Origin of the sequence: Erwinia phyllosphaerae (genome assembly GCF_019132875.1) — a bacterium.
In the GTDB taxonomy this organism is placed as follows: Bacteria; Pseudomonadota; Gammaproteobacteria; order Enterobacterales; family Enterobacteriaceae; genus Erwinia; species Erwinia phyllosphaerae.
Map to the genome: position 1 here is coordinate 258,590 of NZ_JAHSPF010000002.1, position 25,920 is coordinate 284,509.

49 protein-coding genes and 1 tRNA gene are annotated in these 25,920 nt (G+C 51.2%); 35 read left to right on the forward strand and 15 right to left on the reverse strand.

The window, feature by feature from the left end:
• The first annotated feature begins 181 nt into the window (after positions 1–181).
• From KUE00_RS22040 to KUE00_RS04425, 6 genes are all read left to right on the forward strand, one after another.
• Complete coding sequence (locus KUE00_RS22040; RefSeq protein ID WP_484840043.1) at positions 182–460, forward strand: transcriptional antitermination N peptide; 279 nt, start codon at positions 182–184, stop codon at positions 458–460.
• Positions 461–686: 226 nt separating this feature from the next.
• Positions 687–1,154, forward strand: a complete 468-nt coding sequence (locus KUE00_RS04405) for a lysozyme family protein (RefSeq protein ID WP_246758332.1) — start codon at positions 687–689, stop codon at positions 1,152–1,154.
• Entirely contained in the window at positions 1,151–1,498 is a 348-nt protein-coding gene (locus KUE00_RS04410; protein WP_246758333.1) for a DUF7940 domain-containing protein, read from the forward strand. Before KUE00_RS04405 ends, KUE00_RS04410 begins: the two co-directional genes overlap by 4 nt.
• On the forward strand, positions 1,495–1,788 hold the full coding sequence (locus KUE00_RS04415; RefSeq protein WP_246758335.1) for a hypothetical protein: 294 nt from the start codon (positions 1,495–1,497) through the stop codon (positions 1,786–1,788). Before KUE00_RS04410 ends, KUE00_RS04415 begins: the two co-directional genes overlap by 4 nt.
• A gap of 223 nt (positions 1,789–2,011) precedes the next feature.
• Positions 2,012–3,763 carry an amylovoran biosynthesis protein AmsF gene (locus KUE00_RS04420; RefSeq protein ID WP_246758336.1) on the forward strand — a complete coding sequence of 584 codons (1,752 nt, stop codon included), beginning with the start codon at positions 2,012–2,014 and terminating at the stop codon, positions 3,761–3,763.
• Between the two features lie 160 nt (positions 3,764–3,923).
• Positions 3,924–3,999, forward strand: a tRNA-Thr gene (locus tag KUE00_RS04425).
• 14 nt (positions 4,000–4,013) lie between these two features.
• On the opposite strand, the gene KUE00_RS04430 is transcribed toward KUE00_RS04425, so the two are convergent.
• From KUE00_RS04430 to KUE00_RS04495, 15 genes are all read right to left on the reverse strand, one after another.
• Positions 4,014–5,171, reverse strand: coding sequence for a site-specific integrase (locus KUE00_RS04430; protein WP_246758665.1), 1,158 nt, complete (start codon positions 5,169–5,171; stop codon positions 4,014–4,016).
• Positions 5,054–5,401 (reverse strand): helix-turn-helix domain-containing protein, encoded by a 348-nt coding sequence (locus tag KUE00_RS21895; protein ID WP_246758337.1) that lies wholly within the window; start codon positions 5,399–5,401, stop codon positions 5,054–5,056. The genes KUE00_RS04430 and KUE00_RS21895 overlap by 118 nt, the downstream gene beginning before the upstream one ends.
• A 224-nt stretch (positions 5,402–5,625) precedes the next feature.
• Positions 5,626–6,102 carry a hypothetical protein gene (locus KUE00_RS04440; RefSeq protein WP_246758338.1) on the reverse strand — a complete coding sequence of 159 codons (477 nt, stop codon included), beginning with the start codon at positions 6,100–6,102 and terminating at the stop codon, positions 5,626–5,628.
• 308 nt (positions 6,103–6,410) lie between these two features.
• Positions 6,411–7,160, reverse strand: coding sequence for a hypothetical protein (locus KUE00_RS04445; RefSeq protein WP_246758339.1), 750 nt, complete (start codon positions 7,158–7,160; stop codon positions 6,411–6,413).
• Positions 7,153–7,479 carry a hypothetical protein gene (locus KUE00_RS04450; protein ID WP_246758340.1) on the reverse strand — a complete coding sequence of 109 codons (327 nt, stop codon included), beginning with the start codon at positions 7,477–7,479 and terminating at the stop codon, positions 7,153–7,155. Before KUE00_RS04450 ends, KUE00_RS04445 begins: the two co-directional genes overlap by 8 nt.
• A complete protein-coding gene (locus tag KUE00_RS04455; RefSeq protein WP_246758341.1) occupies positions 7,466–8,038 on the reverse strand; it encodes a hypothetical protein in 573 nt (190 codons plus the stop codon). Before KUE00_RS04455 ends, KUE00_RS04450 begins: the two co-directional genes overlap by 14 nt.
• 48 nt (positions 8,039–8,086) lie before the next feature.
• Positions 8,087–8,488 carry a winged helix-turn-helix domain-containing protein gene (locus tag KUE00_RS04460; protein ID WP_246758343.1) on the reverse strand — a complete coding sequence of 134 codons (402 nt, stop codon included), beginning with the start codon at positions 8,486–8,488 and terminating at the stop codon, positions 8,087–8,089.
• 2 nt (positions 8,489–8,490) lie between these two features.
• Positions 8,491–8,802, reverse strand: a complete 312-nt coding sequence (locus KUE00_RS04465; protein ID WP_246758345.1) for a hypothetical protein — start codon at positions 8,800–8,802, stop codon at positions 8,491–8,493.
• Positions 8,803–8,818: 16 nt separating this feature from the next.
• The gene (locus KUE00_RS04470; protein ID WP_246758347.1) at positions 8,819–9,442 is read right to left on the reverse strand and encodes an ERF family protein; all 624 of its coding nucleotides are present in this window, start codon (positions 9,440–9,442) and stop codon (positions 8,819–8,821) included.
• A 290-nt stretch (positions 9,443–9,732) separates the two neighbouring features.
• A complete protein-coding gene (locus KUE00_RS04475) occupies positions 9,733–9,864 on the reverse strand; it encodes a protease FtsH-inhibitory lysogeny factor CIII (protein ID WP_246758349.1) in 132 nt (43 codons plus the stop codon).
• Between the two features lie 153 nt (positions 9,865–10,017).
• Positions 10,018–10,152 carry a hypothetical protein gene (locus tag KUE00_RS21815; protein WP_281434485.1) on the reverse strand — a complete coding sequence of 45 codons (135 nt, stop codon included), beginning with the start codon at positions 10,150–10,152 and terminating at the stop codon, positions 10,018–10,020.
• 65 nt (positions 10,153–10,217) lie between these two features.
• Positions 10,218–10,364, reverse strand: coding sequence for a hypothetical protein (locus KUE00_RS04480; RefSeq protein ID WP_246758352.1), 147 nt, complete (start codon positions 10,362–10,364; stop codon positions 10,218–10,220).
• A gap of 9 nt (positions 10,365–10,373) precedes the next feature.
• The gene (locus KUE00_RS04485; RefSeq protein ID WP_246758353.1) at positions 10,374–10,595 is read right to left on the reverse strand and encodes a hypothetical protein; all 222 of its coding nucleotides are present in this window, start codon (positions 10,593–10,595) and stop codon (positions 10,374–10,376) included.
• Positions 10,596–11,120: 525 nt separating this feature from the next.
• Complete coding sequence (locus KUE00_RS04490) at positions 11,121–11,393, reverse strand: hypothetical protein (protein WP_246758354.1); 273 nt, start codon at positions 11,391–11,393, stop codon at positions 11,121–11,123.
• A 711-nt stretch (positions 11,394–12,104) separates the two neighbouring features.
• Entirely contained in the window at positions 12,105–12,767 is a 663-nt protein-coding gene (locus KUE00_RS04495; RefSeq protein ID WP_246758667.1) for a LexA family protein, read from the reverse strand.
• A gap of 116 nt (positions 12,768–12,883) precedes the next feature.
• Between KUE00_RS04495 and KUE00_RS04500 the strand changes: the two genes are divergently transcribed.
• The 29 genes from KUE00_RS04500 to KUE00_RS04640 all read left to right on the forward strand — a co-directional run bounded on the left by KUE00_RS04500 (position 12,884) and on the right by KUE00_RS04640 (position 25,862).
• Positions 12,884–13,099: a helix-turn-helix transcriptional regulator gene (locus tag KUE00_RS04500; protein WP_246758356.1), complete on the forward strand. Its 216-nt coding sequence runs from the start codon at positions 12,884–12,886 to the stop codon at positions 13,097–13,099.
• A gap of 108 nt (positions 13,100–13,207) precedes the next feature.
• The gene (locus tag KUE00_RS04505) at positions 13,208–13,501 is read left to right on the forward strand and encodes a CII family transcriptional regulator (RefSeq protein WP_246758357.1); all 294 of its coding nucleotides are present in this window, start codon (positions 13,208–13,210) and stop codon (positions 13,499–13,501) included.
• Between the two features lie 146 nt (positions 13,502–13,647).
• Complete coding sequence (locus KUE00_RS04510; RefSeq protein ID WP_246758358.1) at positions 13,648–14,484, forward strand: replication protein; 837 nt, start codon at positions 13,648–13,650, stop codon at positions 14,482–14,484.
• Positions 14,484–15,872 (forward strand): replicative DNA helicase, encoded by a 1,389-nt coding sequence (locus KUE00_RS04515; protein ID WP_246758669.1) that lies wholly within the window; start codon positions 14,484–14,486, stop codon positions 15,870–15,872. The genes KUE00_RS04510 and KUE00_RS04515 overlap by 1 nt, the downstream gene beginning before the upstream one ends.
• Positions 15,869–16,060: a hypothetical protein gene (locus tag KUE00_RS04520; RefSeq protein WP_246758359.1), complete on the forward strand. Its 192-nt coding sequence runs from the start codon at positions 15,869–15,871 to the stop codon at positions 16,058–16,060. Before KUE00_RS04515 ends, KUE00_RS04520 begins: the two co-directional genes overlap by 4 nt.
• A complete protein-coding gene (locus KUE00_RS04525; protein ID WP_246758360.1) occupies positions 16,060–16,281 on the forward strand; it encodes a hypothetical protein in 222 nt (73 codons plus the stop codon). Before KUE00_RS04520 ends, KUE00_RS04525 begins: the two co-directional genes overlap by 1 nt.
• Positions 16,278–16,454: a hypothetical protein gene (locus KUE00_RS04530; RefSeq protein ID WP_246758361.1), complete on the forward strand. Its 177-nt coding sequence runs from the start codon at positions 16,278–16,280 to the stop codon at positions 16,452–16,454. The genes KUE00_RS04525 and KUE00_RS04530 overlap by 4 nt, the downstream gene beginning before the upstream one ends.
• A gap of 224 nt (positions 16,455–16,678) precedes the next feature.
• On the forward strand, positions 16,679–16,846 hold the full coding sequence (locus KUE00_RS04535; protein WP_246758362.1) for a hypothetical protein: 168 nt from the start codon (positions 16,679–16,681) through the stop codon (positions 16,844–16,846).
• Positions 16,843–17,022: a hypothetical protein gene (locus tag KUE00_RS04540; RefSeq protein ID WP_246758363.1), complete on the forward strand. Its 180-nt coding sequence runs from the start codon at positions 16,843–16,845 to the stop codon at positions 17,020–17,022. The genes KUE00_RS04535 and KUE00_RS04540 overlap by 4 nt, the downstream gene beginning before the upstream one ends.
• 3 nt (positions 17,023–17,025) lie before the next feature.
• Entirely contained in the window at positions 17,026–17,469 is a 444-nt protein-coding gene (locus KUE00_RS04545) for a YbcN family protein (protein WP_246758365.1), read from the forward strand.
• The gene (locus tag KUE00_RS04550; protein ID WP_246758366.1) at positions 17,469–17,744 is read left to right on the forward strand and encodes a hypothetical protein; all 276 of its coding nucleotides are present in this window, start codon (positions 17,469–17,471) and stop codon (positions 17,742–17,744) included. The genes KUE00_RS04545 and KUE00_RS04550 overlap by 1 nt, the downstream gene beginning before the upstream one ends.
• 68 nt (positions 17,745–17,812) lie before the next feature.
• Complete coding sequence (locus KUE00_RS04555; protein WP_246758670.1) at positions 17,813–18,076, forward strand: phage NinH family protein; 264 nt, start codon at positions 17,813–17,815, stop codon at positions 18,074–18,076.
• Positions 18,060–18,233, forward strand: coding sequence for a NinE family protein (locus KUE00_RS04560; protein ID WP_246758367.1), 174 nt, complete (start codon positions 18,060–18,062; stop codon positions 18,231–18,233). Before KUE00_RS04555 ends, KUE00_RS04560 begins: the two co-directional genes overlap by 17 nt.
• Before the next feature lie 129 nt (positions 18,234–18,362).
• Positions 18,363–18,632 carry a hypothetical protein gene (locus tag KUE00_RS04565; RefSeq protein WP_246758368.1) on the forward strand — a complete coding sequence of 90 codons (270 nt, stop codon included), beginning with the start codon at positions 18,363–18,365 and terminating at the stop codon, positions 18,630–18,632.
• Complete coding sequence (locus tag KUE00_RS04570) at positions 18,625–19,209, forward strand: recombination protein NinG (protein ID WP_246758369.1); 585 nt, start codon at positions 18,625–18,627, stop codon at positions 19,207–19,209. Before KUE00_RS04565 ends, KUE00_RS04570 begins: the two co-directional genes overlap by 8 nt.
• 279 nt (positions 19,210–19,488) lie before the next feature.
• Positions 19,489–20,112 (forward strand): hypothetical protein, encoded by a 624-nt coding sequence (locus tag KUE00_RS04575; protein WP_246758370.1) that lies wholly within the window; start codon positions 19,489–19,491, stop codon positions 20,110–20,112.
• Positions 20,113–20,749: 637 nt separating this feature from the next.
• Entirely contained in the window at positions 20,750–21,163 is a 414-nt protein-coding gene (locus tag KUE00_RS04580) for a hypothetical protein (protein ID WP_246758371.1), read from the forward strand.
• A complete protein-coding gene (locus KUE00_RS04585; RefSeq protein ID WP_246758372.1) occupies positions 21,160–21,399 on the forward strand; it encodes a hypothetical protein in 240 nt (79 codons plus the stop codon). Before KUE00_RS04580 ends, KUE00_RS04585 begins: the two co-directional genes overlap by 4 nt.
• Complete coding sequence (locus tag KUE00_RS04590) at positions 21,396–21,863, forward strand: glycoside hydrolase family protein (RefSeq protein ID WP_246758374.1); 468 nt, start codon at positions 21,396–21,398, stop codon at positions 21,861–21,863. Before KUE00_RS04585 ends, KUE00_RS04590 begins: the two co-directional genes overlap by 4 nt.
• Positions 21,860–22,204, forward strand: coding sequence for a DUF7940 domain-containing protein (locus tag KUE00_RS04595; RefSeq protein WP_246758375.1), 345 nt, complete (start codon positions 21,860–21,862; stop codon positions 22,202–22,204). The genes KUE00_RS04590 and KUE00_RS04595 overlap by 4 nt, the downstream gene beginning before the upstream one ends.
• Positions 22,201–22,497: a hypothetical protein gene (locus tag KUE00_RS04600; RefSeq protein ID WP_246758376.1), complete on the forward strand. Its 297-nt coding sequence runs from the start codon at positions 22,201–22,203 to the stop codon at positions 22,495–22,497. Before KUE00_RS04595 ends, KUE00_RS04600 begins: the two co-directional genes overlap by 4 nt.
• Before the next feature lie 198 nt (positions 22,498–22,695).
• On the forward strand, positions 22,696–22,938 hold the full coding sequence (locus KUE00_RS04605; protein WP_246758377.1) for a hypothetical protein: 243 nt from the start codon (positions 22,696–22,698) through the stop codon (positions 22,936–22,938).
• A 9-nt stretch (positions 22,939–22,947) separates the two neighbouring features.
• On the forward strand, positions 22,948–23,187 hold the full coding sequence (locus KUE00_RS04610) for a hypothetical protein (protein ID WP_246758378.1): 240 nt from the start codon (positions 22,948–22,950) through the stop codon (positions 23,185–23,187).
• An 87-nt stretch (positions 23,188–23,274) separates the two neighbouring features.
• Positions 23,275–23,496 carry a hypothetical protein gene (locus KUE00_RS04615; RefSeq protein WP_246758379.1) on the forward strand — a complete coding sequence of 74 codons (222 nt, stop codon included), beginning with the start codon at positions 23,275–23,277 and terminating at the stop codon, positions 23,494–23,496.
• Positions 23,493–24,395, forward strand: a complete 903-nt coding sequence (locus KUE00_RS04620) for a hypothetical protein (protein WP_246758380.1) — start codon at positions 23,493–23,495, stop codon at positions 24,393–24,395. The genes KUE00_RS04615 and KUE00_RS04620 overlap by 4 nt, the downstream gene beginning before the upstream one ends.
• Before the next feature lie 6 nt (positions 24,396–24,401).
• A complete protein-coding gene (locus KUE00_RS04625) occupies positions 24,402–24,629 on the forward strand; it encodes a hypothetical protein (protein WP_246758381.1) in 228 nt (75 codons plus the stop codon).
• Between the two features lie 43 nt (positions 24,630–24,672).
• On the forward strand, positions 24,673–25,107 hold the full coding sequence (locus KUE00_RS04630) for a hypothetical protein (RefSeq protein ID WP_246758383.1): 435 nt from the start codon (positions 24,673–24,675) through the stop codon (positions 25,105–25,107).
• A 9-nt stretch (positions 25,108–25,116) separates the two neighbouring features.
• Positions 25,117–25,299: a hypothetical protein gene (locus KUE00_RS04635; protein ID WP_246758384.1), complete on the forward strand. Its 183-nt coding sequence runs from the start codon at positions 25,117–25,119 to the stop codon at positions 25,297–25,299.
• A gap of 122 nt (positions 25,300–25,421) precedes the next feature.
• Positions 25,422–25,862, forward strand: a complete 441-nt coding sequence (locus tag KUE00_RS04640) for a terminase (RefSeq protein WP_246758385.1) — start codon at positions 25,422–25,424, stop codon at positions 25,860–25,862.
• Positions 25,863–25,920: the final 58 nt, after the last annotated feature.

Below are 25,920 nucleotides of genomic sequence, written 5' to 3' on the forward strand. Positions count from 1 at the left end.
GGTGGATGCGCAGATTGCAGCGTCTTCAGATGCCTGCTCCCCTCAATCGTCACTCCTCTCCTGGCTGTTTTTACAGCCGGGCGGGGTAGGTGTGATTGTGGCAGGATACTCTGTGGCTCTTCGGGCAACCGAAAGCATGCGCATCCGCCTCATCGCCAAAGACTCATTCACAGGAGGAGTTATGGCGATCATTCACTACGGTAAGTCAGTGTTTGTTGGTAATGCGCGTACTCGTCGCCATCGGCGGCGCCAGTCTCACAATCATCTCAAATGCAGTATGGATAATGCGTTTACAACCGAACAGGAGACCCTTACGTTACGCAACGCTGAACGGATTTGTCAGCGACAGGTTATTTCTCGTGTCGACCGTGCAGTGACCTCACCCGGTCAACGAATTATCGATCAGGCAAGTTTCGATAACTGCTGTTTACCATTGGTTCACCTTTACGCCATTCGTTAAACATTGGTCCTGGTAACGCTTTCAGGCGTAACACTATTCCTTGTTACTTCCATTTCTCACTGGAACATCTTTCTTTTTCTCATTCTTCAGTCTGACTTCATTGTCACGGCAGTGACGCTGTCCTTATTAACGGGACTGATCAGCAGTGTTTATGTTTTTTTCGTCTTTTTAGGCCATTTAGCCATATGGCGTTTTCGTGTGTCTGTTGATTTAAATGAGGAAATGTATGAGCCAAATCATCGCTATTTTAAATTTTGAGGAAGGCTACGTGGAGTCTCCCTATCTGGATACTCAGGGCTTTCCGGCGGTGGCGGGAGGGATTCGTATTGGGCCACAGGGCGCGTCATTGAGTAATTATCACTTTCTTATGCCTCGTTTAGTGGGCGATACCTGGAAGCTGTGCATTCTGGAAAGCAAACTGCAAGAAATGAAGAAATATGACCTTATCAGCCAGGCGCTGAAGAAATGCAACCGCGCCCGCAGCGACGTGCTTTACAGCATGGCCTGCCAGCCTGGCATTGAAAATCTGGCACAGTTTAAAGAGATGCTGAAGTTAATCGCTCAGGAGGATTTTCATGGGGCGGCCAAAGCAATGTTCGACAGCGCATGGGCGCAGAACAATAAAGGCCGGGCACGGCGTCATGCCGAGGTCATGCGTACTGGCAATTACGATATCTACAGGGGATTAATATGAAATGGATGCTGTTTCTTACCGCTGTTTTACTGGCGATTATTATTTTGCTGCTTTTGCAGCGCTTTACCACGCTGCAGTTTGTTGCGCACGCCAAATTGTTATTTAAAACCTGGTCGGTCTGGCTGGCTTCGCTTGGTTCAGCGCTCAGCGCCTGGGCGCAATCTTTTCCTCAGTCTGCCCTTGATGCCTGGAACGGCATGCCGGAAGACGTCAAAGGTTTCTTGCCGCATAACTTTCTCGGCATGCTCGGCGCTTTTATGGTGGCGATGGGGGTGATGGCGCAATTTGTAAGGCAGAAATCACTGGCACAGCAAAAGGATGCATTAGAAGGAAAAACAAAATGACTTTCATCAACACACTGATTGGCGGCGGCTGGCACTGGCTGGCCGCGCTGGGGGCGTTGGTCGTTGCGGTTGGCGCCAGCTATTTCGGCGGTAAAAAAATCGGCAAAGTGCAGCAAAAAGCCAAATCCGATACTGAAAGCGCCCGGAAAGAGGTTGCTCAGGCCGCCGCCGTTGCACAACAGCAGCAGCAAAATCAACAGGAGGCGAAACGTGTCGTACAAATTAATAGCAATCTTGATGACGCTGCCGCTCGCGATAAGCTGCAGCAGTCAAAACACAACCAGCCGTAAGCCGGTTATCAGCGACTCGGCCTGTACTCTGTTAGCACCCATTACTACCCACGGCAACGATGCAAAACTTTTAGATATTCGCACCGTAAAAGCCATCACTACCCACAACGAAACCTGGGATCTGCTTTGTCAAAAGACCCCGACTCCCTGATTTATCTTTACCGTCAAAAAGCTCTGCTGCGCAGGGCTTTTTTTATGCCTGAGTATTCCTGAGGAGGAATCTATGATTGATGTAAACAGCTTTGCTGACCTGCGCACCACCGCACCGACCAAAACGGGTGATACGGCTTATCTGAAACGCTGGAGTGCGAACGATGGTAATTTCCGCGGCGGCGGTCAATTTGTTGGCTATCTGACTACCCCTTCGGTCACTGACGATAACGGGACTATCGCCGTTGGCACCAATTTTTACTGGAAGCGTATTATTGATAATCCGGAGAATATTAATATTCTCCACTTTGGCGCAGTAGGCGACGGCTATGCTGATGATACCGAGCCTTTTAAACGTATGCTGGCGTGGACGCTGAAATATAACTCGAATATTCGCGATCTGCCGGTGCGTTTGCCGGGCGGTAAGTTCCTGATTAAGCCTATTGATATCAGCGCAACTGAATACGGTTTCTTTGGGGTTGTTGGCGATGATGTGGATTTGGGATCTATTCCACGCACCATCATCATCTCTGACAAAAGTACTTCTACCGTTTTCAAAGTGAATGCGCGCCGCACACTGTTTAAAGGTATTCAGTGGGATGGTCAGGCAACTGCCAATACCACCACCAACACGGCTGCTATTACTGCGACCATGTTGAATAATACCCAACCCTTCTTTGAGAACATTATTACCGCGGGCCAGACGGTAAACATTTACTGCTTCCGTGCACAGTATACCGGCGGTACGGTGTTCAAACTGCAGGATACGCTCGACAGTAAGTTTGACCAAATCTATACCGTTTCAACCTATAGCCGCGTCTTTGATGTGGGCTGGTCGGATACCGCCAGCGGCTCCTGGGACCACTCTACGGCCATTGAGCTGAGCAACGCCAACTTCCAGACCGGTTACGGCGACGCCACTCTTTATATGCCGCGTATGACTCAGGGGATTATTCGTAACGTCTGGATAGAACATACCCGTTTCCCTGGCGACCTGTCAGATGGCGGCTGGACTATCGATACGCTGAATATCGAAGGCTGTAGTAATCCAATGGTGCTGGATAACTGCCGCATGATGGTACGTCAGTTAAATCTGCAGGCGGGCGCAGCCATCTCGACCAACCTGACTTCTACAGGACGCTGGCTCTCTACGTTTGAGTATGGCTATCGCCGTGATGAGAACTTCGGTTCCTATCTTTCTGGCTCGCTAAAAGCTGGCTATTACAGCGGTCACAAAATCACTAACACCACTGCGACCGACAACTGGTACAAAGTGGGGCAATTCTTCTTCCCTAAAGCTAATCAGCAATGGGTGATGGAGATGATCGGTAAAGCCAATACCACGGCGCCATCCAGTACGGCGGCCAGCCCAATCACTTCTCCAGGGAGCGGTAGAACCATCATCAATATGGAGCGTGGTGATACGGTGTGGGTAGAGGCTTATCACATGGGAACGCCAGCGGTGCTGGATATTCGCTATACGCGTGTAGGCACAACCTATGTGGCTATTTACGTGAAACTGGCGGCGAACAGCGGCGATACCATGTTTAACCTGGAAACCACAGGGCCAACGCGTTTTGAGTCTGGTTCCTGTTCTTTGTTCCAGCCTGACTTCTCGGTCGTTACAGATACCAGCACTTTGGGCACGCTGAAACCTCAGGCGCGCTTTGGGCTGCACAACGGACTGGCGGGTATCGGTGCGAATGAGAAAGGTGTATTGACCCTGGCAACGGCGGCCGGGACACCAACAAATAAAACAACGCCGACTGGATTTGTACTGGTGAATATCAATGGTACGGATCACAAGATCCCTTACTACGATTGATTCCAGTATAATTTTTGGCGAGGCTGCGGCCTCGCCTTTTTTTTGCCTTGCAGACCGTCCGGGTGAAAAATTGCTGAGAAAACCGTCACCTGAGCTGGCAGGCTCTTGACTCTCTCCACGCTTTTTCCTACTTTATATCCCCGCAGGACTTCTCTTTAAAGCCGATATAGCTCAGTTGGTAGAGCAGCGCATTCGTAATGCGAAGGTCGTAGGTTCGACTCCTATTATCGGCACCAGTAAAATCAATCGCTTAAGCCATCCTGACCAACTCATCAAAAGTACCTTGTGCCATATTTGTGCCATTGCCTCCCAAAAAAGAGTCGATTTGCATGGCGTGCTGCGTCAAATGACTTGGTGCCAGGTGAGCGTAACGCTGCACCATTTCAATGCTCTCCCAGCCACCCATTTCCTGAAGCGCTGATAGAGGGACGCCTGACTGAACGAGCCAGCTCGCCCAGGTGTGCCTCAAGTCGTGGAAGCGGAAGTTTTCTATCCCGGCACGCCTTAACGCCGCCCGCCACGCCGTGTTAGCATCGCTACGCATCTTCCTTATAGCTTTAGTCCTGGTCCCGTCAGGTCGGACTGAAGATTCCGTGTGAACGAATACCCAGCGGTTGTGTTTGCCAACCTGATCGCGAAGTATCTTGCAGGCTGAGTCATTAAGGGCGACCCCAATCGCCCTACCTGCTTTTGCATCCTCCGGATGTATCCAGGCAACCTTACGCTGCATGTCGATTTGCGACCATTCCAGATCAACAATATTCGACCGGCGCAACCCGGTCGCCAGGGCAAACACGACAACCGGCCGGAAGTGATCCGGCATCTCCCTTATCAAATCCTTTGCCTCTTCTTTTGTCAGCCAGCGGATACGTTTATTTTTCGGTACCGGGCATTTAATGTTTGGCGCTTTCTCTATCCATCGCCACTCATTAGCCGCGCACCGCAATAAAGCCCGAATGAACGCAAGGTGTGTTGCCTTTGTCGCCTGGGCTGCTGGCTTCTCCTTGTATGCCGGAACGGGCAACCCCTTCCTTAATCGGCTATCCCTCATCGCCTCCCAGTTCATCAGGTGCTTACGGTTAATCATCCCACTGACTGCAGCGAGTATTCTGTCCTCGGTAATGCTGGACAGGTGCTTGCCGTTAAAGTGCAGCATCCAAAAACCTATCCGGCTTTTATCATCATCCAGGCTTTTTTTATGCTGCTTCTCATTGAGCCAGCGTACGCACGCTTCATTGAATGTTCTGGCTTTGTACTCACCAAGACGGTCAACACGCCACGCCTCGGCCTTCAGTTTGTCATGCAGTTCCTGGGCCTGCCTTTTGTCCGTTGTTTCAAGAGAGCGTCTAATTCGTTGTCCACTTTGCGCAACGAAGTCGCAGTGCCACGTACCGGCACGCTGTTTGATTGACATGCTTTATCCTCCGGCATACCAACCGCATTCACGGCCCGATTGTGGATCGGGTTCTTCAAAGCCGCAATACAGTCGGACTTACAAATTCGATATGGGCTTTTCTTTCGGCTTGGGTTTATCTGGGTGGCAAACAGCCTTCCTGAGCAAATCCATTGCGTGACCGTTCCTTTGTCGATTTTCAGGAATGCGGCAGCCTCCTCACGCGTGAAGATCTCTTCTTCCATACTGCCTCTATTTTTGGTTGCGATGTGGGGAGGGTGGTCACCCACCACGCGCCACCTGATGACAGACACAATTCAGCCATAGCCATGCCCGCCCGCGGTGCTTTGCGGGGATAAGGGCGGCTATTTTCGGTGAGTGCTTGTCGAGTATCTGGCGGTACGTGAGGGTATTGTTTGGGTTTGCGTATTCTTTCAGTGCGGTGCGGGCGGTGCTTTTAATAGCGTTGTCAGCTTCCGGCGTCATCGGTCAGCCTTATGCCGGGAATTTTCCCGGCGGCGATTTTGTTGACCAGCGCTTCAGCCCAATCAATAACGTGCTGATCACGAGGTAAGGAAGTTAACGCCATGGTTAAATCCACGATTAGCTGATCACGCCTGCGCTCTGCTTCGGTTAGGATTGGGCGGAAGCAATTGGCGACCGCGTATGCCAGCATGCTGCCGCGACCACCATCGGCTTCGTAAAAAGCGACAGGGCGGGAGTTGGTGAACCCATTCCCAATTATTTTCACTTTTTCACCAGCTTCACCTACAAACGCAGGGAAATCTTCACCGTAAAAGTTTACTAATTCACACTCACAACCAACCGGCGGCAGACCTGCGCCATCCCAAGTAACAGGTGAATCTCCTGTTATGATTTTAACGTTAGGGATGCCAGCAAACATCTTCTTAATTTCTGCCTTCATTCTTTCCATTTCGCTGCTCATACAACTCTCCTCTGGCTCGCAGCCCACACCATTGCTTCATGGTCTTTCCGGCAATCTGCGTCACAAAAGTGGCCGCTGTCGATTGGTGACTCACAGTAGTGGCACTCTCCGGTATACACCATCTGCGGCGGCTTCCGGTTAGCCAGGGCAATCTCAATCATTTGCTGCTCGCGTTCTGCGGCTTCATCTAAAATATCAGCGTGCATATCTGTTACTCCGAATTAAAGGCACAAAAAAAGCCGCTTAAGCGACTCAGTCTTTCCACACAGCCACAATGCAAAGGGCTATGAATGCGATGTTGATGGCTATCATTCTTCTACCGTGTAGCCAGCGGCGCGGATTAATTTCATAGCGTTTTGCGTGCCATCCACGAAGCCATTGCAGTAGTCTTTGCTTCCGCCGCTCATATGTGAAACGGCTCCAAAATCGCAATAAGTGAACTTTACAGGCTGCATAGCCGGCGCTGGCGGTGCGGTGAGTGTTGCAAACCATGCAACATCAGGATGCGTCATTCTTTCATCAACAGCTGCGTCGAAATCATTCAATTCGAGATCGACAAGGTCATCCCAGCTTACCAGTCCGGGCTCGTCATCATCGCCAAACGCATCTTTGTCGCGCAGAAAGCGATAACGTAAAGCATCACGCTGAATACTCGAATCTGTCACATTGATTTTTCTTGCGTTCCACCCATGCATATATCCTGTGATAGGACCCATCTTATGCCATTCATCGGAATGGAAAGCCGCCATTGCGGTAAGATAATCGATATCGAGTCCACATCGACTTATACGTCCCTCACATTCAACTCTGGCTTTCTTTTCGGCTATTGCTGCATCTTTCCAGGTATTAAACCCATCAGGGCCTTTTGCATCTTCGCGTAATTGGTACAGTTCTGCGTAAAGTTCACCCACTGGCTCCGGCTGCGGCGCTTCCAGTGCTGCCAGGGCTACCTTAGCCAGCGCTTTCAGTTTGGCTGAACCCTCTGCGTCGATAGACATACCAGAGAGACTTTCTGCAATTAAATAGTTAGCAGCTTCTATCAGCTCCTGATTATTCATCTTTGTTGCCCTCAATGATGCGCACCTGCTTGCCGCAGCCCTGGCAGAACTTAACCCGATTCTCTACGGGGCCATCGACTGTAAACTGCCAATCCTCACCACAAGATGAAGACCAGAAGTAATCATTCTCGTCATAACGCCATCCGCATTCTCCGGGTGATGACAGTTCCGCGATGCGCTTATCCTTCTCCGCGTCATTTACCCGGCGACGGCGTAGCTCAAGAAGCAGGCAAAGAAGTACGCCATCTTCTGGATTATCTTCAATAACCTCAATCCATTCCGCCAATCCGCCATCGGGACTACGCTCAATCGTGCTCATTGTTGCCTCCGTCTGCCGGGTGGGCGGCGCATGGGCCTTCGTGCCCACTTTGTCGCGTGCAATACCATCCTTGTGGCGGGATATTGCATTTATCTTTGCTGGCTCCCTGTGCGCGAAGTTGTGCGGCGACGGTCGTGCATGTCTCGTATAGATCCGATCCATCCTCAGCTAAGACGATGGCATCCCTTACCGCTATCGCACCTTTCGCCATCCACTCGTTGATTACTGCGTCAGTTGCTGGGAGTCTTTTTGGCAGCAGAATCTTATGGGCGGCCAGCATTGCTCTTTCAGGAACCCCTTCATCCGCGAAGAAAGCATCGAGAGCCTGCATCATTGCGGCAAAAGAAGGTTCTGTATGGATTAACGCATTCTCAGCCGCCAGCTCTTTCACCTGCTGCTGAAGTTTTGCAATCTGCCAGTCGCGCCATCCCAGTTCGGCTGCTATGTCTGATTTGCTGTTAAGTTCTTCGCGAGTCATAGCGCTGACGTGACGCGAGTAGTGATTACCAGCCATATCCATTTTCATGGCGTCGCGCAGTGCGTAATATTTTTCACTCATTTTGTGTCTCCAACGATTTCATTTCGTTTATCTAACACTTCGGTCATATCAACATAACCATAGACCAGCGGCAATAAGACGGGCGCGACGCTGTGCCGCGATGATGTTTTTCTGCCGTTTCTCTTCGCCGACCTGGGCGAATGACCGGTTGCTGATGACGATGGTTTTATTCTTCACTGCTACGCGTTTGGGATTGCGCACCGCTGTGTACGTCCTGTCCCGGCGACCATCGTTAATCGTCCACTCGCCAGCGGTGACGGTCGCCACCTTCGCTTTTGAGATAACAGAGTCGGAAAGGTTTTCGTGGATAGTGCTCAGGGACACTTTGAGCGCTTCAGCCAGCTGATGGCCGGTCATTGGCCCTTTACTCAGCTGCCAGAGGATCCGCTCTTTCAGCCCTGCATTTGGGCTGCCGACGCCGGAGCGCCGGTACATTGCGATTTTCTTCATGCTTACTCCTGTCTCTCTGCACCACCGGCACCGTGAATACGCGTTGTGTAGTCGTGATAGCCAGGCGTGTTGTTGAATGGTTCAGGTATCAGGATTTGAGGAAGCTGCGGATAATGTGCCGCCTCGCGCGCCATCCTTGCCGTCTCTGCAAGGCCACGGCTATCTACCGGACTGACGTGCCTCGCATGCTGCTCGCCATCCTTAGCAGCCCGCCATGCCGCCATACAATCAGCGGCTATAGCTTCCAGCTGGCGCTCTCGCTCAGATTTAGGGCGCAACGATGCGACCCTCTGGTGAGGATTGTTATGGGGCATGGTTGATTCCTGTGGGTTAGGCGGGCTGCTTCAGTTCTTTAATGCGGATGCCAGTGACGTCTTTGCATTTTTCCTGATGCTCTGGATAGCCATTCAGGGCTGCCCAGACTTTGGCATATGCGGCTTTTAGCTCAGCCTCACTATTGGTCTGCCCGGCAAATTCAGTAAACGAAGAAAGCAGCTGATCCGGACTGAGAGGGGTGACGTTATGCACCTCTGCATCGGCATCAATCGCCGTCTCTTCGGTCGGGATACAGAAGGCCTGAAACGCTGCATATTTGTAGGCGATAGACATAGCTTTGTTCGTTGCCTTGTCGCTGCTATCCATTGCCTCGCCGTACGTCGTTACTGTGTGCTTGCTGCCATCCTCAGTAGAGACGAAATCGAATTCAGCCTTAACGACCACGTAAAACAGCACGCCACCTTTCTGCGTGGCACGCTCTGTAACAACACGCTCAGTGATGCGAGGCAGGATAAGCAATCCATGCTTTACAAGAGCCGGTGCCAGTGCATTGTAAACTGCGTCAATGCCACGGAACATAAAACCATGCTGCTGGTTCTTGCTGCCTTTTTTGATGCCTTGCTCGCACAACTCACGAGCCACTGCGCTTATTGCGACATAAACTTTATTGCTTTCCACAATCACCTCAGAACGGGCATTCACCCAAAAAGTAGAGCTGGTTTAATTTCTCGCAGCGCGCAAGATTTAATGCCGCCTGCATCGCCTTACGGTTGCCGCAGCTGCGATAATGCAGAGCGGAAATAATGTGTCCACGGCGCTTTGAGATGCTTTCTGGTATGGTTCTGGCTGGCTGATTTATCTGCATTGAAGGCACCTCCGCGCCATATTGTGAGCTGATTCCCACATGCCGGAATCACGGGTAAGCACAGCTACGTGCGCCATCTGTCTGGCTAAGCCGATACTTTCCATCATGGCTGACCCCTCTGGTTGAGCATGTCGATAAAGCGGCGAAACGATTTCCGCGCGCGGCGAGTGATAACGTCGAGTAGTGATTCAGAGCGGCCAGCAACAGGCCACCCTGCAACGGCAAACTGTTGCATGGCTATTCCTTAAAATGGTTGGTGTTCATATCGGAGCAGCCTCTTTGAAGCCGCTTTGATATGGGAATAAAAAAGCCCGCACGGTGGCGGGCAAATGGTTTAGCGGTGGTTGGGTAACATCGTCGAGCTGACTCTTAAATCAGCTCTGCGATATCACTCTCCATCAATAATTTTTTGCTGGGCAGTCCAATCATAAAGCTCATCAGCGGTCAGGCTCTCCCCTGCGTTTACTCTTTCCTGATAATCAGCACAGCAAATTCTTGCCTGTTCAATGTCTTCTTTGTTCATAAATTCCTCTCTGGTTAACGGGTAACATCGTCAGCCGCTATCTGGATAACGGCTTGGGTTGTTACTCAGGCTGATATTCTCTTGAGTTTGTCGATTAATGCATCAACATCAACTTCATAATCATCTGCATATTCATAGATATACTCTAATCCAGCATCAGTTATGAACTGCAGCAAAATAGCCGCTTCAAGTCGTTCTAATTTATCTTCCATCTTCTCTCCTTACTGAGTTTCGCGGGCTTTCAGCATGGCGTCAGCCACCCGGTAAGCAATGCCGGCGTAGCGATTAAGGTCATCTTCAAGTAACCCAGCGTCTGGGTCTGACAGAATGCCGTTGATAGCTTTCGCTGCAAAGTAATCGCGCAGCGCCATACCTTCTTGACCTTCTACCGTCTCGCTACCCAACGGTAGCGGGTAAGCTGGGCCTCCTGTTTCTTTACTCATTTCCCCTCCAGATAATGTTTCCTGACCGCCGCTCTGAGCTGGTCGTTGTTTACCGTTTCACCGTTGCGGCCCTTTACGCCAGCATCTTCCGGCTTCAATCTGTATAAGTACCCACACGCCAGCCTTACGACACGGCGCATCTCTCCATTAACCCGAATCATTGCTTACTCCGCTCTATCTGAATACGGCGCTCTGTGAAGCACCGGAATGCCATGTCGTAATCACCGGCGCGGCGATATTTGAGGCCCATTCGGTGAGCCCTGACCGCTAATTCGTGAAAGTGCTTTCGGATATAACTGGTCATTGCTCCCCCGATATTTGGGCAATAAAAAAGGCCGCCGTTAGGCAGCCTCTCCGATTGAATTTTTCTGATTTCTTGTGACTTTGCGAGCAGTTTTTCTACAGGCTCTCGCCTCAACTACATCCCCAAAATCAACGATGTTCGCTACGGCAAATTGACGCCAGATTCGGCGCATGCGGCGTTTATCTCCGCGCGGCTTGACAAAGTTTGTCATTTTCATCACCTCAAATCAGTGGAATGCTCTTGCCGCGCATCTTTTGGCGGGCATTTGTGACCTGGCCGTAAGGGTTGTTCACCTTGCGGTACTCAGGATTCTCACGAGTCACAGCTTCCGGCACTGGCTTGCTGCGCATCTTCATTTTGTACTCGGTACAGCTCACTGCTTTCAGTACGCGGTCAGAGCAACCAGTAAGCGCTGCTTCAACCTTGCGGCCGAACTTGTTATCAGCTGCACATTTTGCCCGGTAAGCCTGGGCGCGGCGTTCGCGTGAATTCATGTCCAACTCCTATGATGATTTTGGTGAAGGATGGCCGGTGCTAATCTCCGGCTTACTGGTTAGAGCGCCCACACTACCAGTGACTCTGTCTTGAGGCGCCGGTTGGTTACGGCTTGCCATGGGCGCTGTTTATACATCGGTCGCGCATCAGCCTGCACATTCACCCTTCCCAAAACCATCTCTGGTTTGGTGCGCCTGTATCGGCGCCAGTCTGATTGTTAAAGAGCGTGCTATCCGTTTCGTGTTGTTCAGCGTCCTGCTGTTGAGATAAACAATACATAATGTACTAAGATGCGTCAATACAATTTGTACTGCCAAATTACAGAAAAATACGATGTGTGTGATTTCCAAGGCTATTTATTTTCTTGTGGCGTAAAAAAAACCCGCAATGAGCGGGCTTTCAATTTTGGGGTTGGTTAGAGGTATATCAATAGGATAATGGCAACGATACCAGGCATGGCTAAGATGCAAACATTCCTTTGTTTATAGATTGATCGGCTTTCCTTCAGCCAAACAGCTACCCGATGTTTTGCATCCTCGGTGCTTGCGCGGTCGCCTGAAAACTCAGCTGAATGTAGTTCTTTTTTTGCATTGGCCAGCTGCTGGTTTGCACGCTTAATGCTTCCCCTGAAAGCTATCCAAGTCAGAACACAGATCGCTGTAGTCATAGAGAGCCAGATCAATAGCCTCAATCCATGCTGGCCCATCGCGTTAAAGTCCTTCCCATTTTGCTTCAATGACAACACCGACAATGCGGCAGTTACCATTAATGGGGATCATCCGGTAGCCGGGGTTTAGAGGTTTAAGGTACTTGTTACCGGCATCAATTATCAGTCTTTTAAATGTTGCCTCGTTTTCGGAATCAAGCTTGGCGACAACGAGCCGGCCATTAGTAGCCTCAATGCTCGGATCTACCAAAATCATCATCCCTTCAGGAATGCTCAGCCCTGTAGGAGATGTCATGGAATCGCCTTTAACCGTAAGCCAAAAGGAGTTTTTCCCCGCGCTAGCGGTCGTCTCGGGCCATTTTTCAATATCTTGCATTTGATAAGGCTCAATAGCCTCAGACCAATGCCCAGCGCTAACCCAGCTAATCAGGGGATACCTCCTTGCTTCAATATGCGGCGTGGGGTTGCCAACGTTTCCGACAACATCATCCGGATAATTTACAGATCCATCTGAATTTAGCACAAGCTCTTTCAAGCCAATAACTTTCATGATAGCTGCAATGTCTTCAATGCTTGGCTCCCTGCGGCCGTTAAGCCAGTGACCGATAGCACCTTGGGTTTTTTGAAGAGATTCAGCAAGTCGCTCCTGCGTCATCCCAATTTCTTTCATCCTGGCCTTAGCCAGCTCGTTCCACTGTCTTTTCATGCCCGGATTATTACGGGTTGTATTAATAGTAACAACGCACATTGCGTATTATTCCCTTGCATCTTTTCAGTACGAAATGTATTATTCGTTTACAGCTCAACTCAGGAGAAGCCCGTATGAGCAATCTACGGAAATTTCGGGAATCCATGAAGGTTTCCCAGACCGCCCTGGCGGAGAAAGTTGGGTGTACTCAGGGAGCAATCGGCCACTGGGAATCAGGTCGGCGCCAGCCGGATCTGAGAACCTGCCGGATGCTCGTTGAAGCGCTCAATAGTTTTGGCGCGAAAGTTCAACTGGATGACGTTTTCCCACCTGAACTTAACGCCGCTTAAGCAGTACCGCTCTTTATACAACCAGGCCGCGCCGATACAGGTGCAAAACCAAATGTGGCACCCCACGGTGCCGACACGTAACTAACTCAACGAAGAAAATTATAAGCAATGGAAAACGCAAGATACCGCAAGAAAGCCATGCGGATAGAGACGCAATTACTCGGAAAGCTGGCCGTATTTGGTCAGGCCAAATTTGCAAAGTTCATGGGCGTCCATGAGTCGCAGGTAAGCAGGATGAAAGAGGACTTTATCAGCAAGGCAAGCATGATGCTGGCGATCCTGGAGTACGGGGTAGACGACACGGAGATAGTCGAACTGGCGCGGCGGTTTGCTGCTGTGCTGACAAATAAAAAAGCCCCGGCGGCAACCGAGGCTGATTCACAAATCACGATCAATTTCTAATGGTGATTATACATGAGAAAGCATGTGAACCAAACAGGAACACACAAAATCATTACCCGATCTCGGTACTTACGCTCGTGCAGTCCGATTCTGGCAGAAAAGCTGAAAGAGATGCTGGAAGAGCACCGGCGCAAGGAGGAGGGGAAATGAGCAATCTGGCAACCGTTCATCCGATAAAGCCTCTTCAGGAGGCAAGAGAGCAGAAAGTGGCGCAGCTTGAAGATGGTTTCTTGCGCCTGGCCAACGAACTCCTTGATGCAACCATGAGCTCCGGTCTGCCGGAAACTGAACTCTGCATCCTGATGGCCGTATGGCGCAAAACATACGGATACAGTAAGAAAATGGACTGGATTAGCAACGAGCAGTTGCAGGACATGATCGGCAAGCATCTGACCCATTGCTCTACTGCTAAAAACAATCTGGTCAGGAAGAAAGTCCTTCTTCAGGAAGGGCGTAAAGTTGGGATGAATACCAACATTTCTGAGTGGGAAACGAAGAATAACGGATTCTGCAAAACATTAGCTAAACCTGCTAAGAAAACCTTAGCAGAAGCTGCTAACAGACCTTCGCAGAAGTTGCTAACCACAAAAGACAATATACAAAAGACAAAAGAAAATACCCCCATACCCCCAGAGGGGGATCGGGAAGGCGAGCAGGCTAAGCCTGAAAAGCGGAAGGCAGAGCGCATCGATTTTGAATCTTACCTCATGGCCTATAACGACGAGGTTGGTGAGAAACTTCCCCACGCCATATCAGCCAATGACCAGCGTCGTCGTCGACTCAAAAAGTTAATCCCCCAACTGAAAACGCCAAACGTCGCCGGGTTCCGGTCATACGTTCGGGCTTTCGTGTGCCAGGCAAAGCCGTTTTACTTCGGCGATAACAACACTGGCTGGTCAGCAGACCTTGATTTCCTGCTGAGAGATTCAACGCTAACCGGCGTTCGGGAAGGCAAGTTTGCAGACCATAAGGATCCAGCATGATTAATACCGATATTGAAGCCAGTGTGATAGGCGGCCTGCTGATTGGCGGATACACGCCAGATGCCAGCGATGTGATCGCCACCTTGGACGAAGAAGCGTTCACCATTGGTCTGTACCGGGAAACCTTCCGGGAAATTAAGCGCCAGGCAAAGCAGCGCGGTCTGATTGACGGCCTTATGGTTGCTGAAGCCATGGGCAATGGAAATTTCGCTCATGTCATGGAAACCATGCGTAGCTGTCCGAGTGCCGCAAACCTGAAGGGATATGCCCGTGTCGTCAGTGAGTACGCTACGGTGCGACGCTTCAGCGAGTTGCTGGCCAGGGGGCAGGACGCAATCAGCACTTCTGGCAACCATGAAATCGCAATGAACCACATCAGTGAATTCATCGCATCGCTAAGTGATATCGACCGGCCAGGCGATCAGGTTCGTCCAATGCATATCCGTGACGTCCTGGAAGGGTATAGCGAATTGCTGGATAAGCGAGTTAGGCGGGGGGAAGATTCAGACACGCTGAAGACCGGAATCCCGGAGCTGGACAGCATCACTGGCGGAATAAACAACGTTGACCTGGTAATCGTTGCTGCCCGTCCTGGTATGGGCAAAACAGAGTTCGCATTGACCGTTGCCGAGGGGGTGGCCAGCCAGAAGTTGCCGAACACAAGCCAGAATCGCGGCGTACTGATTTTTAGCATGGAGATGGACGCCAACCAGATCGTCGAGCGGCAGATTGCCGGGGCCGGGAACCTTCCTGTTTCAGCGCTACGCAATCCGGCGAAGATGGACGATGAAGGCTGGGCAAAAGTGACGAACGGCCTGGGTCGGCTCATGAATCTGGATGTGTGGATTGTCGATGCCAGCAAGATGAACGTTGAGCAAATCCGCGCCATCGCTGAACGCCACAAGCGTACCTACCCGGCGCTTTCTCTGATTTTGGTCGACTATCTGGGCCTGATAGATAAACCCAAGGCCGATCGTAATGACCTGGCAATCGCCCATATCTCTGGAGGCCTGAAGCGTATGGCAAAGGATCTGAAGACGCCGGTTATGTCCCTCAGTCAATTATCGCGTGATGTTGAGAAAAGACCAAAAGGCCAGCGCCGCCCGACCAACGCAGACCTACGCGACTCCGGCAGCATTGAGCAGGATGCCGACAGCATCATCATGCTTTACCGCGAGGCCGTCTATGACGAAGAGTCTCCGGCAGCAAAATACGCCGAAATCATCGTGACCAAGAACCGCTTTGGGCAGCTGGGAACTGTATTCCAGGAGTTCCGCCATGGGCATTTCAAGCCCACAAATCAGCAGGAAGCCGAGAATGCTTGTAGGCGTGGACAGCAGCAGGAGCAATCACAAGGTCGCCGTTACTCAAGAGGGGCAGATGTATGACGACACATTCAAAAACACCAGACCAGCTCGCTTTGGAAGATGCTCATGGAGCTTTACTGGCCATAACCGCAACGCTGGCCGCTCTTTCTCCGATAAAAGATGAAGAGCAGGAGTACAGCAGACAAAAAGCTATGCGTATAGCTGCTTCAGCGGCATTACGCGCAGAGTTCGCTTTGAGGGGGTTCTGATGGGCGACGTCATTTCGTTACACCAAGAGCCAGACGCTGTTGAAGAGGCCAGAAATCACCTTCTTAACCTGTGCGATGTCATAAGGGGCATCCGGGTTGCTGATGAAAATAGCCTAACTCTTCGCGATATCGCAGAAGAAAACGTTGGTTTAGCGCTGGATATTTTACAGGACTACCTGGCTGATCAGAAGGGTAAGCCAAAGAAAGGGGGTGAGTTTTGAAAAAGCTAACAGCAGAAGTCGCACGACGTGAAATTAGCTACCTAAACGTTAAGCAGTTGTCGCCAAGTATGGGTTTAACCACAGAAGAAGGACTCTATTTGGAATCTCTCGAAATTGCACTCCCCATTCTGGAGCAGCAGGAGCGGGCCAGCAATCAGCAGGAGAAAAACTAAATGCAATCAGAGCGCGTATGTAAGGCCATAGCCCTGTTGGTTTTGGTAATTTTCATCCTGATCATTTTGGGAATCTGGACGGGGGTTGTGCATGTGCAGTGAAGAGCAAGAAAGGCAGGCTTTTGAGAAGTGGTTTAAGCGCGAATTTCATCCGGATAAATCCGGTCCATATCTGAAAGATATGCTTCGTGAAGCATGGCAGGCCCGCGCCAGACAGGAGAGCAATGATGGCTAACTATGCATTCGACAGCCACGCCCTTCATATTGCAAAGCACATTATGCAGCTGAAGAAAATCGCCGAAATAGAGGGTTGGCCAGAAGGAAGGTTGCTGGCAGCTATACAGGTAGAAATTATCGCCGCAATGCAGTGGGCGGCACCGGAGAGAAAATGACAGCTGAAATCATCCCAATTAAGCAGAAAGACTACCTGGCAGAAGTTAAGGCCGGGCTTACGCTGCTGGAAATGTTTGAGCGAACCGGCGGCCACAACAAACAAACCCGCAGGCTGGTGGCTGAACAGATGGAAATCGATCTCCAGCACTATCGGGAGCAGCTAAAGGGGAGGTGAACCGTGCAGGACTTCTGTCTTCACAAATCCACCCTGGGCCAATTCACCAAACACCTTTTCGACCTCGTCTCTTCCGGCAAACGCTGGCGCATCAAAATCACAGAATGGCGTGACCAACGCAGCATCCCTCAGAACTCTCTACAGCACATGTGGTACGCAGAGCTAAGCGCTTATCTCATCAGGCGCGGCAAGCCCTTTGCGTCTCCAGAATGGGTTAAGGATGCGATGAAGCACACCTTTTTGGGATACGAAGTGCGGGACATGGTCAACGTGAAAACCGGCGAACGAACCCAGACGCACACGCTGCGGCATACGGCAGACCTCGACACAGGCGATATGCACCACTACCTCACGCAGGTGGAGGCGTGGGCGCTCAATGTCGGGTGCAGACTTACCGTGCCGGCCGATAGCGAATACAACCAACTCAGACAAAAACAGGTGGCGTAATGACCAAAACCATCAAAGCAGTATCAGACGCAATATCAACAGAGCACTGGATGACCTCCGGCGAAATAGCACAGCAGCTTGAATACTCCCCTGCCGGTGTAAGAGCAGCGCTAACTAACCTGGTTCGCTCCGGTGCCATTAAGCGAAAAGAAAATCCGGATATCCCGCGCGGGGTGTTGTACCTCAAAAACTACGTTCCAGAAAGTCAGGAAACTTTCGGTGTCAGCGAAAAGCTATCCGCGTTTGACCGACTAATTCGTGAGGTTCGGGCATGAATATTATGCAAGAGCAGTATCGTATCGAATCGCTGCTGAACCAGGTTACCGAGGCCTTTTCAGAGATAATGAAGGACACAAACGAGCGACTGAAAGAGGCAAACACGGTCAGCTTCGAAGGGAAGATAACGACAATTCCGGAGCTGCTTGTTAAAACGCGCGGCAATCAGACTGAAGCAGCCAGGGTTCTGGGCACTAACCGTTGCACAATCAGAAAGTATTGCAGGGATGTAGGGGCCATTGGGCATGTCATTGTGAATGGCGTTTTGATGATAAGCCGAGGTTCTACCGGTGAGCACATGCGGAGGCGCGCCAATGCAGCGACGAGTTAGCCCCACGCAGAAAGCCCTCGATAACCTGATATACCAGCCTACCGCACGAACCCGCAGCAAACGAAAACCCATCCCGGCCGCCAGCGAAATAATCACTTTCGATTATTGCTATACCCTTTTGCGCGCCAAATGGGATCGGATGAGGAGGACGAGATGAGCGAACCAACTGAAAGAGTATGCCTAGATTGCGGAATGGCCCTCAGCGAAGACGAAACCTGGTGCTGTGCTGATTGCTGTGCATTTTACGAAATGACCGATCCGCACGCGGATATGACGGGAGACGATGATGAGTGAGTTAAAAGCTGGTGGGCTGGCGCTGGTTATTCGCAGTTCAAAGCAAGAGCTTATAGGGAGATGCGTAACACTGATTGAACTATTAAGCCCTGGACCATTCATTTATCAGGGAAAACGACACATTTTTAAAGCGAATGGCGTTGGCTGGCTGTGTGACCTCGAAGAGTATTTAGTGATATTTAGACCTTCGCAACTAATGCCCATTGACGGCGAAGACTTCAGCCACGAAGGTGAGCGACAGAAGGAGCTAACGCATGGGTAGAGGCATTAAGCCGAAACCGCCGAAGCCGAAGAAGTGCAAATGCTGTCCTGAGAAGTTCATCCCCCGCAATAGCCTGCAAACCGTCTGCTCTCCCAATTGTGCAATCCAACTCGCTAACCAGTTATCCGAGCGCAAGAAAAAGCTCGAATCTACATCAGCGCGAAAGGCTTGGAATGAGAGGAAAAAAGACGTAAAGCCTTTATCCCATTGGATAAATATGACTCAGCGCGCTTTTAACGACTACATCCGGGCACGGGACGGGGAAATCTGTATCAGCTGCGGCAGCACAACGGCGATTGCTTATCATGCCGGACACTTCAGGACAACGGCGGCGGCATCACAGTTACGGTTCAACGAGGACAATGTCCACAGCCAGTGTTCAGCGTGCAATACGCATCACTCCGGCAACATTGGGCCATACCGCATCAAACTTATCGAAAAAATCGGCCTTCAGCGCGTCTTAGCGCTCGAATCTGACAACAACTCTCATCGATACACCCGCGAAAAACTGGACACGCTACGTGCGTTTTACAGGGCTAAATTGCGGGCGCTGATTAAACAAAGAGAGGCAGCATGACATGGGACATGATTTTAAACCTGCTTATCTGGGCGGCCTTCCTGTTCGTCTGGTTGCCATTGCATTACAGGAAACACAAAAGGCGGATGCGATCGCTCAGGGCCATAAACAAAGGTCATCGCTTTAGCAGCAAATATCGGACGTTAAAAAGGCTCAGTGGAGGCTCAGCATGAACCACCTAATCCGATTACTAGATCTGTTCCGGCCAATCGTCCAGGTAATTCAGCAGCCAGGCAAACCCGGCAGCTATCCCGTTAACACCAGACTGAGGAAGAAGCGATGAGAATAGAGCGCGATTATCAGCAAATTGTTCGCCTGGCTGGCGTACGCAGCGCATCTGATATGCGACGCTTGTTCGGCACCGGGTGGAAGACGATTAACAAATCACAGCAGGCATGGGTACGACACCTGTTGGCAGTATGGGGCGATCACATGTCCGGCGATGAATACGAGCGCGGGCAGGTTAACGTTATTGGCCGACTGATGATGCGCTGCGAATGGAGCGAGCAGAAGGCTAAGCAAATTGAGAAGGTCGTAACAGAGCTACACTGCGAAGGCTACAGAGGGGATGAGCTATTGCGTAAAGCGCGCGATATCCTGATTCCACAATCTGCCACAGGCAACATCATCGCTCTCGCCAAAGAATCAGATGATGCCGCCTTTATGGAATCGGTCATTGTGAAAACATTCGGACGGGATAACCCGATCCGCTCTGTAGCCAGATTACGATACTGCAAGTGCAAGAGCGCGCAAAACATCGCTGCTTCGCTAATTTACTTCACCGGCATTACTCAAAAGGAAGCAAGGAACCGCATGGAATGGGCCGCTGATATCTTAGAAGGAGAGCTTTATTACGCAGTAAAGCGCGAAATGGATCGGGAAATATCTGCAATTGCTGCTTAATAGCACGAAATGTTAAAGACATTGGGCAATAAACCTGGCAAATTGAATATATGCTCGGGAAGTAAAGCGTACTGAGCGAATGAATAAACGAAAGCCCTGACCTTCACCGGTTGGGGCTTTTTTATTGGGTTTTCGTCATGGTTCGCGGCTTTGCGGGTTTTAAGAAACTGACCACAAAAAGTAAATGCAAACGATGATTTGATGTTGCAAGCGGCCTAAGAAACCAGCGAGCACGGGGTCTTCCGTTCCCCCGCCACCAAATTCGGCGCACTGGCCCGGTGTGATTAATAATGGGCGCACAACGGCAAGAGTTATCGGTGGGTGCTTTCGAGCGCTTTAGAGACGCCGATTGCTCTTGGCCGTTGTGGTGAATGCGTAGGCTGATACGCCCTTGTGCACAAAGAGTCCCGGCCGACGGGAATGTCGGAAATCAGCACCGGCCACCACACACCAAATCGAACTATCAGATGTCATCTGGTAGTTGAAAAATGAACAATCCAAGGTCGCCACAGAGCGGCCTTTCTCGTTTTTGCGCCTCCCGAATCATTAAAAAACCCACTCCTGTGAATTTGTCGGGATGGCGCACTTTATTCCACAGCAAAAGAGCCGGTCTTACCGGGATCGCCGGAGACGGCTTATGGCAGCAGAATACTTTTCAAAAGAGATACTCCTTGGCCTGGGCGGTGCACTGTCGGTGGGTATCAATGGCTGGCTGGCATTCAGCCGGTACTGGATCAGCAACAAAGCGCGGAACGCTAACGATAATCAGCAGATCGACATGCTCGACAAGCAGGAAAAATACATTGAGCGCCTTGAGAAAACCAACAGCGAGCTACGTGCAGACAATGCCGCCAAGGATGAAACTATCCGGCAGTACTGGAAGACCATCGCTGACACTCAGGCCCGCCTGCAGATTATCGAAAGCTCACAGAAGCATCTGGAAGAGCAGAACGAAAGCCTGAAGGCCCAGGTGAGAGAGCTGACCACATCAAATATGAACCTCGTAACTCAGATTGCTGAGATGCGTAACGAATTGAGGGTCTCGCGATGATTAAAGATAAGAATGGCGAGCCTGTAATCACCTGGCAGATGCTGGTTGTTATTTTGGCCACAACTTTTGGCATTTACGCGTGCGGCGCGGTATCGGGTTATTTCTATTTCCGCGGCGAGTATCTGGCTAAAGCGGATGCTCGTGACAAGGTCGTGAATGAAATCAAAAAGCAGGTAGACCAGCTTCCGACGCAGCAGGAGCTAAAGCAGGCCGTAAAACAGGACGCGCGCAAATGAGTCAGATTATCCCAATCCTCACGTACGAAGAAGGTTATCGAGAAAAGCCCTACATCGACACGGAAGGCTACCCAACGGTTGGCTGCGGTATCAAGATTGGCCCCAAGGGAAACAGCATCAATAGCTATACCTTTTCGGTGCCGAGAAAGGTGGGCGATGTCTGGTTGCAGGCGTTTGTCGATTCGGTTATCTCGCAGTGCAACACGAATCCACTGATTTACGCCGCGCTGAAGCAGTGTAATCCGGCGCGCGCAGACATCATCTACTCGATGGCCTATCAAATGGGCATTGCTGGCCTGGCGAGCTTCAAAAACACGTTGGTGATGATATCCAACGGCAATTTTACCGGAGCATCCAGCGCCATGCTGCAAAGCCTCTGGGCAAAGCAGACACCACAGCGCGCCCAGCGACATTCCGAAGTGATGCGCACCGGCACTTACGACATCTACAAGGGGCTGATATGACGTTTATCGTATGGCTCCTGATTGTGCTGGTGGCAATCATCGCGGTGCTGCTGATCCGCAAATACAGCTCTCTGGAGTTTGTCGCCCATGCCCGGCTGCTGTTTAAAGCCTGGTCTGTGTGGCTGGCTTCTGTTGGCTCGGCCATCAGTGCCTGGGTACAGTCATTCCCGGACGCCGCAATGAACGCCTGGAACATGCTGCCGCCTGATATTAAATCCTTCCTGCCGCAGAACTACCTCGGACTGATTGGCGCGTTCATGGTGGCGATGGCGGTTATCTCTCAGTTCATTCGCCAGCACCGGCTGCTGGAGAAAAAACAGCAGATGGACGGTCAGCCATGAATGAAATTCTCTCCCTGCTGTCAGGCGGCTGGAATTACATCCTCGCCGGACTGGCTGTCGTTGCTGCGCTGGCGGCCAGTTACTTCGGTGGTAAGAAAGTCGGCAACGTGCAGACACAGGCTAAGGCTGATGTGACGGCGGCAAAGGTTGAATCGGCTCAGGTGTCCGCAGTCGCTGAAAAGCAGAAAGAAAACGTGAAGGTGGTGAAAGATGTTCAGACGAATAATTCTGCTCTCAGCGATGACGCTGCTCGGGACAAGCTGCGCCAGTCCAGTTTCAACCGGCCAGAGTAATCCCTCGACGATCGCCGATTCTAGCTGCACGCTGTTTGGCCCCATCTACACATACGGCAAAGATGCAGACGTGATGGACATCCGCACCGTTCGTGAAATCACCATTCACAATGAAACCTATACCCGCGTCTGCGGAGAAAACAAATGAACATTTTTAAGCGAGCCTGGTTATGGCTCACGACTAAAAAGGAAAATCCTGTGACCGACACTACCGCAACCACAACCACCGCAGATACCAGCACCGCAACCACTACCACGGTAGCAGCTCCGGTTGAAGTGACTACGCCAGCGGCAACGACCACCACGACCACTACCGTTTCGACTAACGAAAGCCTGCTGGCAGAGTTGAAAGGTCTGCTGGTTAAGCTGGGCCATGACGTTGAGGCGGAATGGGACGCTGTTGTCTCACTGGCAAAAACCCGCATTTCTAAAACTCAGTAAGGGAACACCATGACCGTAGAAGTAACCGCAGATGAACTGAAGACCGTTCTTCAGGATTCCGAAGTGCAGGCGCTGATCGTCAGCAAGCTGGCCGAAAAGAAAACTGAAGGGCTGGCCGATGCTTTAACGGCACAGTACAAAAGCCTCGGTATCATCGCTGACAGCACTGAGCCAACCAGCACCGGTGACGCAGCCGCAGACCAAAGCGCAACGGACGGCACGACCGCAAGCGCTGAAGCAGCAGCTTAACGGCGATTAGCATTACAAGAGCCATTCACGAGTGGCTCTGATAATGCCATTATCACCGCACAGTAAAAAATTGGTAGCGAGGCTTTGATGGTAGAAAAATTGTACAACCTAGCGCCGAAAGAAAAGGGCTGGATGATCGCTGATGAGGGCGGGTGGCTTCCTGGTGTATATGAGTCAGAAGAAGCTGCGCGCCAGGCTTTCACAATAAAATCAAAAGAAAACTGGGGAATCCTTCAGCGCTTGCAGGATGAGTCTGATGGGACTATAAGCCTTCAGCAACTGAATGAGGCGATTGCAGGGGGAATATGATTAACCTTCATCACAGCCCTGTAATCGGTGGCGCAACGGCAAGAGGCCTGTGGGTTCCTGGTGCATTGTCGCTTGGTAATCTGCGCGGCACAGCAAACATCATCAACCTGCTCGCGCAAACGCTCGATAGCAGGGTGACGTATACCGGCCCTTCACACTCTTACATCTCCAGCGATGGCTCGTTAAAGCAGTCCACAGCTAACGTGTGGCCGCTCGAATACAAAAGCGGCGTGCCGGTCGGTCGTCACGATCCGGAATCAGCAGCAACAAACTATGTGCCTGGCGTCGAGTATGGAAACGTGGGGCCGACTGGCTCAACGGCGTACGACTGGAACTACGGAAGCTCAGTTCCGACAGTGATGCAATCGGATATGGGGATCGCCTCGGCGGTGTCCAGCACGGCAAGCTCTCTCACCGCCGTGTATTCGGAAGGAACGAGCGCGTTTATCGCAGCAGCCACCGATGGTGGATCGCCTGCAGCATGGACGCTGATTAAAAGACAATTCACTAACTCAGCATCAGCACTGCTCCGCTGGTACGTTGCGCGGGCAAGCTCCTCTGATTACCTTCTGGCGCGCTGCTCTGGTGTGCCGGCGGGAAGCTTCACAGCCTCTGTGTATCGCAAGGTTACGTCGGATGGCCTGCTATCTGCTGGAGCGCAGCTTGAATCAGGCAGCATTGTTTCATCCCCTATGATTTCACCAACCGGCCAGCAGCTCACCAGGGCAGCCTCTACGGTGGTTATCAGTAAGTACGGTAGCGCCAGCTCAGTGGTTATTTACTACAGCAACGGCGATACGCAAACGCTAAGTTTTGGCAGCGCCAGCACAGTGACTGTTCCTGTTTCTGCACTTGACTGGGGAACTCGCTACATGACCCACATCGAATATAAGGCATAAATAAAAATGTCGGACAAAATCACGCTGACCTCCACGCCGGTGCAGTTGACCGACGGCACAAACTACGCTCACGTCACTGTCGAATCTGGCTATGTCGGCTACGCAGATAGCCAGACCTCTACCGTATGGCACCAGACTGACAGCGTGCTCAACGTAGGGCCGCCATTCAAGCTGTGGTTAATGGCAACCCTTGGATCTACGGCCGTCATTAAAGTTTCCAAAGCGACCAGTTAACGCTTTGCCAGGGAGAATCCTTTTTTAAAACGGAGGCTCACCAATGGCTATTACTGCCTGTCAGATATTACACGCCAACGATTATGGCGGAATGAACCAACAGCTCACCTCAGCAATGAGTGACGGCTGGAAACCTATGGGTTATCTGCGCATCACCAACGGCAGCCCGCAGGATTTCTACCAGATGATGTATCAGGGCAACGATACGGACGTCGACAGCTACCAGGCGATAATTGCCAATGCGCAAACCATCCCGGTGAAAAACAGCTCTGGCACCGTATCAGCGACAGGCACAGCAGCCATCGCACAAAGCGTGCTGAATTCTGTCTCTCTACCGGCAACAACAGCCATCGTTACGAACACACAGGCATTATCTATCCCGGTAACTGCCGGAATTCTCGTTGCGATCGGCACAGCAACCCGCACGTTAACTCTTACCGTATCCGGTGGCGTCGTTACTGCTGCCGCAATCTCTTAAGGAGCAAACATGGCTACCGCAGCTGAAAAGAAAGAGCAACAGGCAAAGATTCAGGAAGCACTGCACGAAGCGGCAGTATCACTGGCAAAGACACCCGGCATTCATACTGACGAGTTGAGCGCACGCGTACAGCGCCTGAAGGAAACGCTGGAAGGCGTCGTTTACCCTGATGCTACTTCAGACGACAAGTAATTTATAAAGCTCTGCAAAAGGCATTCACTGAGTGCCTTTGACAGAACATTCACACTGAATCATCGGTTGCCGGTAACGGCATTGCCGAGGGTTATATCTATCCAACCAGCAGGAAACTCCAAATGGCAAGACCAACCAAGTACGAAGAGGCGTATGCCGAGCAGGCTCGCAAACTGTGCTTGCTCGGTCATACCGATGAGGAGCTGGCTGAATTCTTCGAGGTGGCTGTGTCAACCATCTATGAGTGGAAGAAGAATCAACCTGAATTTTCAGAGGCCATAAAAAAGGGCAAGGAGTTTGCTGACGCAGATGTGGTTAACAACCTCTTCAACCGCGCTATGGGTTACACAACCACAGAGAAGCGAGAAGAAACCACTGCTGATGGCTTCAAAGAGGTGAAGGCTGAGAAGCATATTCCTGGCGACACTACCGCAATGATCTTCTGGCTCAAGAACCGGCAGCGCACCAAATGGCGCGATAAGCAGGAAGTAGAGCAATCCGGCGAAATGGGCCTGACAGTCAACATTAAGAGGTTCACGCCAGATGGAGATAAATCTACCTAACAACTGGTCGCCTCGTCATTACCAGATACCGCTATGGGGCGCTCTCGAATCAGGAATC